Here is an 11,435-nt window from a genome sequence, read left to right as displayed (position 1 = left end):
GGGTCCCCCCGCCCGAGCCGAGCGAAGCCGGTTCGAGGGTGGGGGCGCGTGCCGGGCGTCGGGGCGCAGGCGGGGGTTCAGACACAGGCTCTCAGAGCGCGGGTGCCGGGCGCAGGGCGTCCGGCACCCGACGTCACTACCGGTGGGCCGCGGCTCGGCCTCGTCGGTACAGCACGGCTCCGCCGATCAGCAGACCGGCGCTGGCGGCCGAGGCCGCCAGCAGCCCGTCACTGCCGGTGTGCGGCAGCTCCGGCTTCCCCGGAGGGGTCGTGGCCGGAGGCGTGGTGGTGGGAGGAGTCGTGGTCGGAGGAGTCGTGCTGGGAGGGGTTGTCGTCGGAGGAGTGGTGGTGGGAGGGGTTGTCGTCGGCGGCGTAGTCGTCGGCGGCGTGGTGGGCGGGGTCGTCGGCGGCTTCGTGGGAGGAGTCGTCGGCGGCGTGGTCGGCGGCTTCGTGGGCGGGGTCGTCGGGGGCTTCGTCGGCGGGGTGTCGTCGCCGTAGCCCTTCGGACCGTCCTCCTTGTCGCACTTGTTGCCGAAGGCCGGGTTGAGCGCGGCGATCACGTCCACGGAGTCGCCGCAGGCGTTCACCGGCACGTCGACCGGCACGTGCCCGTTGTTGCCCGATCCGACGCCGGGCGAACCGTGGGTGTCGCCGTGCGCGAAGGAGCCGCCGTGGTGGTGGCCGGGCCCGTGGTGGCCGGAGCCGTCACCGTGGCCCGAGCCGTAGCCGGACGGCGCGCCGTGCTGGGACGTGGCCGGCTTCCGGTGCTTTCCCTTGCCCGCGGTGTTGGCGCAGGAGTTGCCGAACGCCGGGTTGAGTCCGGCGGCCACGTCCACGGAGTTGCCGCAGGCGTTCACCGGCACGTTCACCGGGGCCTGCACGTTGTTGCCGGACAGAACGCCGGGTGAGTCCGCTGTTACCCCGTTGGTGTTCGAGTCGGCGAACGCCGGGGAGCCGTACAGGGACAAGATGCTCGTCGCGGCGGCTGCCGCGACCATTCCCCTGCTCAGGGTCTGGCGCAATCTCGTTGTCCTCCTGCTGGTAGAAGTGGGAAAAGCCGGCCTTGGCACCCAGAGGGCGATCCAAGGCCGGCGTGCACAGCCGATTGGCCGGTGCGTTACGTCAGTCGTTGACGCAGGTGTTGCCGAACGCCGGGTTCAGCAGACCGATCACGTTGATCGAGTTGCCGCACACGTTGACGGGAACGTGGACGGGAACCTGGATCACGTTGCCCGAGAGGACACCGGGCGAACCCACGGCGGCACCCTTGGCCTCGGAGTCGGCAAAGGCCGGGGCGGCCATACCCATGGCCATGATCGCGCCGGCGATGACGGCGGCACTCTTCTTGAGCTTCACGTACTTCCCTTTCTCTGCGGTCATGCCCCTATGACGGCCGAAACCGGACGAGCTCAGCATGAACGGCTCGCACCATGACCTGCGGGCTGTAGAACGAGGGAAAGGGCGACGAAGAAACTACAGAAGGTGCGGATATCCGGGAATTCACTCGAACGCCCCGCGCGGGCTCCACGGAGAAACGTCACTCCACAAGAAGAAACCAGAAGAGCCGGCATGAAGAACCAGCAGGAAGAAACGCCGGGCGGAACCGGCGGAGAACAGGAGCGGAGAACAGGACCGGAAAACAATATCCAAAGCGCTCGGGCAGCCTCCGTGCGAAAAGCACCGGGGCGGCCCGAGCGGCCTTGGTGACGGCGGATCAGCTGCGGTCGGCGCCGTTGCCGGAGAGCACCGGGATGTTGCTCAGGATGTGCGAGAGGGGCTCGTCACCCTTGGCCTGGGTGGAGTTCTCGGCGCACTGCTGGTTCTGCGGGGCCGACAGGACCGGCACGTCCTGGAGGACGGTGACCGGCACCACGCCGACGACGGAACCCACGTTGGCCTTGGCGGGCAGGCCGACACAGAGCTTGTTCAGCGAGCCCTGGACCAGCGAGAGCTGGGGGCTCATCTTGCCGTGGGTCTTGGCGTTGCCGTACGCCTGCTCGGAGTGGTTGCCGTTGGCGGTGGTGACGCCCTCGTCGTTGCCGATGGCCAGCGCCTGAGGGGCGGCCGCCGCCGAGACACCGACGACGGAAGCGGCGACCGCCGCCGCGGCCATTGCCTTCTTGAACATTTCTCCGGGTCCTTTCCTGGCGGACACATACATTCCTGCTCCCGCATCAACCGGGGGCGGCGGGATTGGTTTCGTGGATTCACCCGATTGGACCGTTCGCGGCCCGCAATTCACGGATATCTCGCGCGCGGACGTGCTGAGCATGCCGTCCAAAGGGGCCATTGGAGTGAATAGGAGCAACCATGCGGGCCGGAGCCAGTTGTGCAGGTCGCTCCGGTGGACGGGGTTACTCCAGAAGGGATCAGCAAGTGATCAAGAAGGTTATGGCTGCTGCGGCGGTCGCCGCTTCCGTCGCCGGTGTCTCGGCTGCCGCCGCGCCCCAGGCGCTGGCGATCGGCAACGACGGTGGCGTCACCACCGCCAACGGCAACCACGCCGCGCAGATCTACGGCAATCAGTCGACGTACGGCAACATGAGCCCGCAGATGGCGCTCGTCCAGGGCTCGCTGAACAAGCCCTGCATCGGCCTGCCGGCCAAGCTGAACGTCGGCTCGGTCGCCGGCCTGGTTCCGGTCACGGTCCTCCAGGACGTGCCGATCCTCTCGGCCCCGCAGAACCAGCAGTGCACCGAGAACTCCACCCAGGCCAAGGGTGACGAGCCCCTCTCGCACATCCTGCAGAACATCCCGGTGCTCTCCGGCAACGGCGCCGACCGCAGCTGATCCGCCGCCGCGCACAGCGGGCCGCCGGGTCTCCCGGCGGCCCGCTGCCGCTGCCACCTCCACGACGGCAGCGGCGACGGCGCGTCACCTCCGGCCCCCGGCAAGCCGGTGGGCCGTTCGGGGCACATCCCGCAACCACACCGGCCACCTCGTTGTTGATCATCACGCGGCTCCGCACCGGAGTCCGCACTCCGAAAGGGAACGAACATGAAGAAGCTGTGGGCGACCGCCGCGATTGCCGCCTCCGTCGCCGGTATGTCGGCTGTCGCCGCGCCCCAGGCGCTGGCGATCGGCAACGACGAGGGCGTCACCACCGCCAACGGCAACGGCTCGGTCCAGAAGTACGGCAACCAGGCCACGCACGGTGACATGAGCCCCCAGCTCTCGCTGGTCCAGGGCACGCTGAACAAGCCGTGTATCGGTCTGCCGGTCAAGGCCAACGTGGGCTCGGTCGTCGGCGCTGTTCCGGTCACCGTCCTCCAGGACGTGCCGATCCTCTCGGCCCCGCAGAACCAGCAGTGCACCGAGAACTCCACCCAGGCCAAGGGTGACGAGCCCCTCTCGCACATCCTGAGCAACATCCCGGTGCTGTCCGGCAACGGCGCCAGCAACAGCTGATCTCTTTCGCGGCGCGGACAGCGGGTCACCCTTCGCGGGTGGCCCGCTGTTCTCATGCCCGGGTTCGGGCGCCGCCCAGGTTCAGGTGCCGCTTCGAGGGCCGCTCCGGCCGCTGTAGAGCGCCTCGATCTCGTCCCCGTACGCCTCCGTCACCGCATGGCGCTTGACCTTCAGGGACGGCGTGAGCAGGCCGTTGTCCTCGGTGAACTCGCCCTCGACCAAGGTGAACTCGCGGATCGACTCGGCCCGGGAGACCGCCTGGTTCGCGTAGTCCACGACCTGCTGGACCTCGGCGCGCATCCGCGGGTCGCGTACCAGCTCGGACATCGGGGTGTCCGCGGACATCCCGCGGACGTAGAGCCAGTGGGTGACGTCCTCGCGGTCCAGGGTGATCAGGGCGGCGACGAACGCACGGTTGTCGCCGACGACGACGCACTGGCCGACCGGGGGGCGGCTGCGCAGCCGGTCCTCCAGGACGGCGGGGGACACGTTCTTGCCGCCGGAGGTGACGAGGATGTCCTTCTTGCGGCCGGTGATGGTGAGGTAGCCGTCCTCGTCGAGTGAGCCGAGGTCACCCGTGGCGAACCAGTCGTCGGCGAGGACGGCGTCGGTCGCGGCCGGCTCGTTCCAGTACGCGCCGAAGACCACGCCGCCCTCGATGAGGACCTCGCCGTCGTCGGCGATGCGGATCGCCGTGCCGGGGACGGGGAGGCCGACCGTGCCGGGGCGGGGGTGCAGGGGCGGGACGATGGTTGCCGCGGCGGTGGTCTCCGTCAGGCCGTAGCCCTCGTAGACGATGATCCCGGCGGCGTAGAAGAAAAGGTTGAGGTCGCGGTCGAGCGGGGAGCCGCCGCTGATGGCGTAGCGCGTGCGGCCGCCGATTTCCTTGCGGATGCGGCGGTAGACCAGCAGGTCGTACAGGGCCCAGGCGGCGTACAGGCCAGGGCCCGGGCCCTTGCCCTGGCCGAGGAACCTGTCGAGGTGCGCCTTTCCGAAGCGGACGCCGATGCGGTGGGCGCGCTCGAAGGAGGCGCCGCGGCCGATCCGCTCGGCGGTGGCGCGGCCGGCGCCGTGGATCTTCTCGAAGAGGTACGGGACACCGACCAGGAAGGTGGGGCGGAACTCCCGTAGGGCGGGCCGGAGTTCGTCCGGTTTGATGCTCGGGAAGTGGCCGAGCTCGATGCGGGCCATCAGGCAGGCGATCTGGATGGTGCGGCCCAGGATGTGGGCGAGGGGGAGGAAGAGGAGGGTCGAGGCGAGCTGGCCGGTGATTTCTTTGAAGATGGGGTGCAGGAGCTCGACCGTGTTCGCGGCCTCGGCGTGCAGGTTGGCGTGGGTGAGGACGCAGCCCTTGGGCCGGCCGGTGGTGCCTGAGGTGTAGCAGATCGTCGCGGGGGTGTCGGGGGTCAGGGCGGTGCGGCGCTTGGTGACCTCCTCGTCGGGGACGTCACGGCCCTGGGCGGTCAGTTCGGCGATCGCCCCCGCGTCGAGGTGCCACAGACGCACGGGTTCGGGGTGGTGGGCCGTGGCGGTGGTGACGGCCTGCGCGTTCTCCGGGGTCTCGGCGACGACGAAGCGGGTGCCCGAGTCCTGGACGATCCACTCGATCTGCTCGGCGGAGGACGTCGGGTAGACGGGGACGGTCCGGCCGCCCGCGGCCCAGATCGCGAAGTCGAGGACCGTCCACTCGTAGCGAGTACGGGACATGACCGCGACCCGGCCGCCCGGTTCGAGCCCCGCCGCGATCAACCCCTTGGCCACGGCGGTGACTTCGTCGGCGAAGGCGGCCGCCGTCACCGGGAGCCAGCTGCCGTGGTCCGCGCGGCGCAGCACCACCGCGTCGGGGGCCTCGGCCGCGTTGGTGAAGGGCAGGTCGGCGATGCTGCCGGTGGCGATTCTCGGGGCGAGGACCGGCGTGCGTGCCTCGCGGACGACGCCCTGGTCGTCCTTGGTGATCTCGACCCTGGCGCGGTCCGTCAGGTCGGTGCGCTTCTTCGCCTGTTTCAGGTCCCTGCGGACACCCATGACGGCTCCCGGTCGCGGCTCGCGTTGCGGCGGCTCGTACTTACTCTCGGGTCAACTTACTCATGCGTAGGGAATTTTCAACCGACTTGGGGATTTCGGATCGCCACGTACACGTCAGGCGACGATCCGTTCCGCCGCGGCCTCCGGCTCCAGGAGAGGGACCCGGGCGTGCCGGCCGCGCCGGCCGTCGATACGTTGCTGCATGGCGCGGGGCGACGGTCCGGCGCCGTCCGACCTACGTCCGACCGCTATCCGTCCGCCGTCGACCTCCTCCCGAAACTCTCGAAGGGAACCCCGTGCGCCCCCACCGCCTCCGGTCCGTCTTCCTCACCGCCGCCGTGGTCGCCGCCTCGGCCGTCTCCAGCGCGGTGCCCGCCGCGGCGCAGACGCCGGCCGTCGCGCACACCGCCCCCGCACACGGCATCGGCCTCGCCGCCGGGCTCACACCGCTGACCGAGCTGTTCGCGGAGCGGCTGCTGCTGGCCGACAAGGTGGCGGCGGCCAAGTACGGCACGGACCTGCCCATCGACGATCCGGCGCGCGAACGGCTGATCCTGGACGACGTCGCCGCGCGGGCCGTCGGGCTCGGGCTCGACCCCGACTCCGTGACGGCCGTCTTCCGCGACCAGATCGAGGCGAACAAGCTGGTGCAGCGCGGCCTGTACGCACGCTGGGACGCCCACCCCGACGAGCGGCCCACCGAGCGCCCCGACCTGGCGAAGGAGGTGCGCCCGGCGCTCGACCGGATCACCACGCAGCTCCTGGCCGCGCTCCAGGAGACGGCGCCGGCGCGCGCCAACGCCTCCTGCGAGCCGCGCCTGTACGCCGCGGCCGCGCTGTCCGCCTACGAGCACCAGCTGGACGTCCTGCATCTGGAGGGGCTCGGGCGCGCGCTGCCGTCGGTCTGCGACGACTGACCGGCGGCCGGCTGATTCGGTGGTGGCGGAAAGGGAGTTGTGCGTCCCGGGTGGTCTTGCGTGCTGAGCGATCGCGTTCGATCCTGAGGGTTCTTGTTGCCCTACGGTCGGAGCCGCCGTATGAGTGCAGACAGACCGAGCACAGACCGTCCGAGCGCACACCGTCCGAGCGCCGGGCGCCCGGAGACAAGCCGTCCGAGCCGTCGCACCGTTCTTCTCACCGGAGCCGCCCTCGCGGGCTCGGCCGCCTTCGCCGCGCAGAAGCGCGCGTTCGCGGCCGATGCCCCGGAGTGGGATGCCGCACCCCGGGTCTTCCAAGTCAATCGCGAGGCGGCGCGGGCCCGGCTCGTGCCGTACGCCGGTGTCGCCGCCGCCAGGCGGGGCCGGTTTCAGGAGTCGCCGTACTTCCGTTCGCTGAACGGGAGTTGGCGCTTCCACTGGTCCAGGAACCCGGATCAGCGGCCCGTCGGATTCCACTCCCCCGACTTCGACGACCGCGGCTGGGACCGTATCCCGGTGCCCTCCAACTGGGAGATCGAGGGCTATCCGGAACCGATCTACCTCAACATCAAGTATCCGTGGGTCGGCTACGAGACGCCCGAACCGCCGCAGATCCCGCACGACTTCAACCCCGTCGGCTCGTACCGCCGCACCTTCACCGTGCCCAAGGGCTGGTCGGGGCGGCGCACACTGATCTCCTTCCAGGGCGTGAAGTCCGCGTTCTTCGTGTGGGTCAACGGGAAGCGGGTCGGTTACAGCGAAGACAGCTACACGCCCGCCGAGTTCGACATCACGCCATATCTGCGGGCCGGGCGCAACACCCTCGCCGTCGAGGTCTACCGGTGGTCCGACGGCAGCTGGCTGGAGGACCAGGACATGATCGACCTGTCCGGGATCTTCCGGGACGTGTATCTGTACTCGGCTCCGCCGGTGGGAGTCCAGGACCTGTTCGTGCGGACCGGGTTGGACTCCGCGTACCGGGACGCCGAGCTGAGCGTCGATGTCACCGTACGCGGGGCGGACGGCAAGCAGGCGCGTGGCCATCAGGTGGTCGCCGAGCTCTTCGACGCGAAGGGGCGGCGGGTTCTGGAGATGAGGGGCGCGGGCACGCTGAAGGCCGAGGTGGCCGCGCCCGCCCTCTGGTCCGCCGACGATCCGTACCTCTACACCCTTGTCGTCCGGCTGCTCGACGGATCCGGTGCGGCGGTCGACATCCAGAGCACCCGGGTCGGTTTCCGCCAGGTCGACTACGGGCCGGGGAAGTTCACCGTCAACGGCCGGCCCGTCATGTTCCGCGGCACCAACCGCCACGAGACCGACCCCGACCGCGGACAGTCCGTCGACGAGGCGGGCATGCTGCGCGACGTCCTGCTGATGAAGCGGCACAACATCAACGCCGTACGCACCGCGCACTATCCCAACCACCCGCGCTGGATGGAGCTGTGCGACGAGTACGGCCTGTACGTCATCGACGAGACCAACCTGGAGACGCACGGGGTGCGGGACACCGTGCCCGGCTCGCTGCCCGAGTGGACCGACGCCTGTGTGGACCGGCTGCGGTCGATGGTCGAGCGCGACAAGAACCACCCGTGCGTGGTCGTCTGGTCGCTCGGCAACGAGGCGGGGCAGGGTGGCAACTTCAAGGTCATGGCCGACTGGGTGCACGAGCGTGATGCCTCACGGCCTGTGCACTACGAGGGCATGAACGCCGTCACCGACGTGCACAGCGAGATGTACACCAGCCCGGCCGGCGTCGAGAGGTACGGGAAGTCGGGCAACCCGAAGCCGTACCTGCTGTGCGAGTACACGCACTCCATGGGCAACAGCGGCGGCAACCTCCAGGAGTACTGGGACGTCTTCGAGCGCTATCCGAACCTGCACGGCGCCTTCGTCTGGGACTGGGCCGACCAGGCGATCCGGCTGCCGGTGCCCGGGGACAGGCGGCGGACCTATCTGTCGTACGGGGGTGACTGGAAGCCGGGGTATCCGACCGACGGGAACTTCAGCTGCAACGGGCTTGTGGCGTCGGACCGTTCGATCCATCCCGGGCTGCTGGAGGCGAAGAAGTGCTATCAGCCGGTGGGGTTCACGGCCGGTGATCTGTCCGCCGGGACCGTGAAGGTGCGGAACAAGCGGATGTTCGGCGGGCTCGACGCGTACGAACTCCGGTGGACCGTCACCCGGAACGGCTCGCGCGTGCAGCACGGCACCCTCGCGGCGCCGAAGGTCGCGCCCGGCGCCGAGGCCGCCGTGCGCGTTCCGTACCGGAGACCCGCCGCGCCCGAGCCCGGTGCCGAGTACTTCCTCAACCTCTCCTTCGTCCTGCGGGAGAGGACGCGGTGGGCGGACGCGGGGCACGAAGTGGCCGCCGAGCAGCTGGCGTTGGGCTGGAAGGCGGCGGAGGGCACCGCCCCGTCCTCAGTCGCCTCCTCGGCCGCGTCCTCGGCCGGTGGCACCGGGACCCCGCCCGCCCTCCGGCTCACCGAGACCGACACCGAGGTGCGGGTCAGCGGGCGGAATGTGGACCTGGTGCTCTCCAGGGCATCCGGGACCCTCTCCTCGTACAGGTGGAAAGGACGGACCCTGCTCGCCGGTGGTCCCGTGCCCAACTTCTGGCGGGGGCCCACGGACAACGACATCGGGCGCAGGTTCCAGAACACGGCCCGGACCTGGCGGGAGGCGGGGCGGGAGCGGACCGTGACCTCGGTGAAGGTCTCGCAGCCGACGCCGGGCGAGGTCGTCATCGAGGTCGCCTGCACGCTGCCCACCTCACCTGCCGTCTCGTCGTGGGACACCGAGTTCCGGGTGCGCGGGGACGGTTCGGTGGGTGTGCGGCACACCCTTGACGCGGCCTCGGGGCTGCCCGATCTGCCCATGGTGGGCGCGCTGTTGACCGTGCCGGGGGGCTTCGAGCGGCTCGACTGGTTCGGGCGCGGGCCGCACGAGAACTACTCGGACCGGCGGACGGCGGCCTTCGTGGGCCGTTACCGGTCCACGGTCGACGAGCAGGTGGCGCCGTACGTCCGGCCCCAGCAGATGGGGAACATGACGGACGTACGGCACCTGTCGCTGACCGACCGGTCCGGGGACGGACTCACCGTGCTGGCCGAACCGGCCGACGGGGAGCCGTTGTTGGAGACCAGCGCGTTGCACTACTCGCCGTTCGACCTCGACGGGCCCCGCCATCCGTACGAGTTGCGGCGGCGGGACGAGACGGTGCTGCTGGTCAACCACCGGCAGATGGGGGTGGGCGGGATCGACTCCTGGGGAGCCGCCCCGCTGGAGCCGTATCTGCTCCATGCCGGGCGGACCTACACGTACGGGTACCGGCTGCGGCCCGCTAGTCCCTGAGGTCGCGTGCCTGGTGGATCGCGTCGGCGAGTTGGCGTACCGCCTTGCTGCCGGTGGTGGATGCCAACTTGTCGGCGCGTTCGGCCAGTTCACTGAGGGAGGGCGTGGCGGGGAGGGGGTCCCAGCGGCTTTCGGTGTCGCTGTACGGGTCGTACGGGTCGCCTTCTTGGTAGGTGTCGCCGCCGCTGTACGTCTCGCCACCGCTGCCGCCGCCGGAGCGCAGGGCGTCCGCGAAGTAGGCGGCCGTGGCCGTGACCTGGAGACCTTCGTCCGCGTTCCACAGGGACTCGTCGAGGGCGTCGGTCTCCAGTCGGCCCGACTCCTCGTGCGGGGTGCGGGTCTTCGGGTCGAGCCAGCGGACGCTCGCCGTGGCGAGGTGGCCGGCGGCGCCGGGCTTGGTGCGGACGGCGTAGAGGGCCGTGACCGTGTGGCCGGGGCCGATCTCGCCGCCGTCCACGCTGTCGTCGCGGAAGTCCTCGTCGGCGACCTGGCGGTTGTCGTAGCCGATGAGCCGGAACCGGTCGACGGTCTCGGGGTCGAAGGCGACCTGTGCCTTGGCGTCGCGGGCCGTGAGGTCGATGTTGCGCGGGAGCTTCTCGCTGAATACCTTGCGGGCCTCCTCGGCGGTCGACACGTACGTGGTGTGGCCGTCGCCCTTGTCGGCGAGGCGCTCCATCAGGGCGTCTCCGTAGTCGCTGCCCACGCCCACGCCGAAGAGCGTGATGCCGTGCTCGCGACGGGCGTCCGCGATGCGGTCCAGGATGGCGTCGGCGTCGGTCTCGCCCGTGTTGGCGAGGGCGTCGGAGAGCAGGACGACGCGGTTGGTGGCGCCCTCGCGCAGGCCGTCCACGGCCGTGCGGTAGCCGGTGGTGACGCCCGCGCCGAGGTTGGTCGACGAGGTGGGCTCCAGGGTGTCGATCGCCTCGTGGACCCGGCCGCGGTGGTCGCCGAGGCGGGTCATCGGGAGCACTGTCTCGGCCTCGTCGCTGAAGGTGACGATCGCGACCGCGTCGTCGTCGCGCAGGTTGTCCGTCATCGCGCCGAGGGACTCCTTGGCGAGGTCCAGGCGGCCCGGTTCGGCCATGGAGCCCGAGACGTCGATGACGAAGGTGAGGGCCGCGGGCGGGCGTTCGCCGGTCTCCTCGGCCTCGCGGGTGGCGAGCCCGACCCGCACCAGTCGCCAGTCCTCGTTGTCCGTGCGGGCGCCGTCCACCGAGACCGTGAAACCGTTGCCGTCGGGGCGCTCGTAGTCCTGGCGGAAGCTGTTGACGAACTCCTCGGGGCGGACGGTCGACGGGTCCGGGAGGCGGCCGTCGGCGAGGGTGCGGCGCGCGTACCCGTACGAGGCGGTGTCGACGTCCAGGGCGAAGGTGGAGAGGTAGTCGGCGGGCGGCGGGGCGGTCTCGCGGAGCTCGCCCTTCTGGTCGTCCTGGGCGGTACCGCCCTCGGGGACCGCGGGGCCCGTCGGCTGAGCGGGAGCGGGCGCCGGGAAGTCGTCGGAGCTGCGGGCCTTGCTGCCGCCCCCGTCCCGCGAGCTGTCGCCCGCACCGCCTCCGCTGCACGCGGTGAGGAGGAGGCCGGCGGTGACGGTCGCGGCCAGCAGGCTGCCGCGTACGCGGTGCCGCCGTCCTCGTCCCTGCCGACCGTGGTGCCGTTCGTTGCGCCTCATGTGTGCCCCCTCGTGTGACCTCTGTGAGTCGACGTCTGTGACTGTGACGTCGGAGGCCACCGAAAG

Annotated in this window: 9 protein-coding genes; 4 read left to right on the top strand and 5 right to left on the bottom strand. The window is 70.5% G+C overall.

What is annotated here, in order from left to right; translation table 11 throughout:
- Positions 1-136: 136 nt before the first annotated feature.
- From AB0I18_RS44145 to AB0I18_RS44135, 3 genes are all read right to left on the bottom strand, one after another.
- A complete protein-coding gene (locus tag AB0I18_RS44145) occupies positions 137-997 on the bottom strand; it encodes a chaplin (protein ID WP_363111436.1) in 861 nt (286 codons plus the stop codon).
- Between the two features lie 124 nt (positions 998-1,121).
- The gene (locus AB0I18_RS44140; protein WP_363111435.1) at positions 1,122-1,379 is read right to left on the bottom strand and encodes a chaplin; all 258 of its coding nucleotides are present in this window, start codon (positions 1,377-1,379) and stop codon (positions 1,122-1,124) included.
- 334 nt (positions 1,380-1,713) lie between these two features.
- Positions 1,714-2,127 (bottom strand): rodlin, encoded by a 414-nt coding sequence (locus AB0I18_RS44135; protein WP_363111434.1) that lies wholly within the window; start codon positions 2,125-2,127, stop codon positions 1,714-1,716.
- 248 nt (positions 2,128-2,375) lie between these two features.
- Here AB0I18_RS44135 and AB0I18_RS44130 point away from each other — a divergent pair, with 248 nt between their 5' ends.
- Complete coding sequence (locus AB0I18_RS44130) at positions 2,376-2,789, top strand: rodlin (protein ID WP_363111433.1); 414 nt, start codon at positions 2,376-2,378, stop codon at positions 2,787-2,789.
- 207 nt (positions 2,790-2,996) lie between these two features.
- Positions 2,997-3,407 (top strand): rodlin, encoded by a 411-nt coding sequence (locus AB0I18_RS44125; RefSeq protein ID WP_363111432.1) that lies wholly within the window; start codon positions 2,997-2,999, stop codon positions 3,405-3,407.
- 81 nt (positions 3,408-3,488) lie between these two features.
- Here the strand turns inward: AB0I18_RS44125 and AB0I18_RS44120 are convergent, their stop codons facing one another.
- Positions 3,489-5,432: an AMP-dependent synthetase/ligase gene (locus AB0I18_RS44120; RefSeq protein ID WP_363111431.1), complete on the bottom strand. Its 1,944-nt coding sequence runs from the start codon at positions 5,430-5,432 to the stop codon at positions 3,489-3,491.
- Between the two features lie 296 nt (positions 5,433-5,728).
- Here AB0I18_RS44120 and AB0I18_RS44115 point away from each other — a divergent pair, with 296 nt between their 5' ends.
- On the top strand, positions 5,729-6,349 hold the full coding sequence (locus AB0I18_RS44115; RefSeq protein WP_363111430.1) for a chorismate mutase: 621 nt from the start codon (positions 5,729-5,731) through the stop codon (positions 6,347-6,349).
- A gap of 120 nt (positions 6,350-6,469) precedes the next feature.
- Positions 6,470-9,700: a glycoside hydrolase family 2 TIM barrel-domain containing protein gene (locus tag AB0I18_RS44110; RefSeq protein WP_363111429.1), complete on the top strand. Its 3,231-nt coding sequence runs from the start codon at positions 6,470-6,472 to the stop codon at positions 9,698-9,700.
- Here AB0I18_RS44110 and AB0I18_RS44105 read toward each other — a convergent pair.
- Complete coding sequence (locus AB0I18_RS44105; RefSeq protein ID WP_363111428.1) at positions 9,690-11,369, bottom strand: von Willebrand factor type A domain-containing protein; 1,680 nt, start codon at positions 11,367-11,369, stop codon at positions 9,690-9,692. The two genes, AB0I18_RS44110 and AB0I18_RS44105, sit on opposite strands and share 11 nt — an antisense overlap.
- Positions 11,370-11,435 lie beyond the last annotated feature (66 nt).

Source organism: Streptomyces sp. NPDC050704 (assembly GCF_040654355.1).
Classification (GTDB): domain Bacteria; phylum Actinomycetota; class Actinomycetes; order Streptomycetales; family Streptomycetaceae; genus Streptomyces.
This window is presented reverse-complemented; position numbering and strand designations above follow the sequence as displayed.

What these genes read in the sequence shown, in the direction of transcription:
- AB0I18_RS44145 (WP_363111436.1), bottom strand. Translation starts at nt 997, where the DNA reads ATGGTCGCGGCAGCCGCCGCGACGAGCATCTTGTCCCTGTACGGCTCC.
- AB0I18_RS44125 (WP_363111432.1), top strand. Translation starts at nt 2,997, where the DNA reads ATGAAGAAGCTGTGGGCGACCGCCGCGATTGCCGCCTCCGTCGCCGGT.
- AB0I18_RS44140 (WP_363111435.1), bottom strand. Translation starts at nt 1,379, where the DNA reads ATGACCGCAGAGAAAGGGAAGTACGTGAAGCTCAAGAAGAGTGCCGCC.
- AB0I18_RS44135 (WP_363111434.1), bottom strand. Translation starts at nt 2,127, where the DNA reads ATGTTCAAGAAGGCAATGGCCGCGGCGGCGGTCGCCGCTTCCGTCGTC.
- AB0I18_RS44105 (WP_363111428.1), bottom strand. Translation starts at nt 11,369, where the DNA reads ATGAGGCGCAACGAACGGCACCACGGTCGGCAGGGACGAGGACGGCGG.
- AB0I18_RS44120 (WP_363111431.1), bottom strand. Translation starts at nt 5,432, where the DNA reads ATGGGTGTCCGCAGGGACCTGAAACAGGCGAAGAAGCGCACCGACCTG.
- AB0I18_RS44110 (WP_363111429.1), top strand. Translation starts at nt 6,470, where the DNA reads ATGAGTGCAGACAGACCGAGCACAGACCGTCCGAGCGCACACCGTCCG.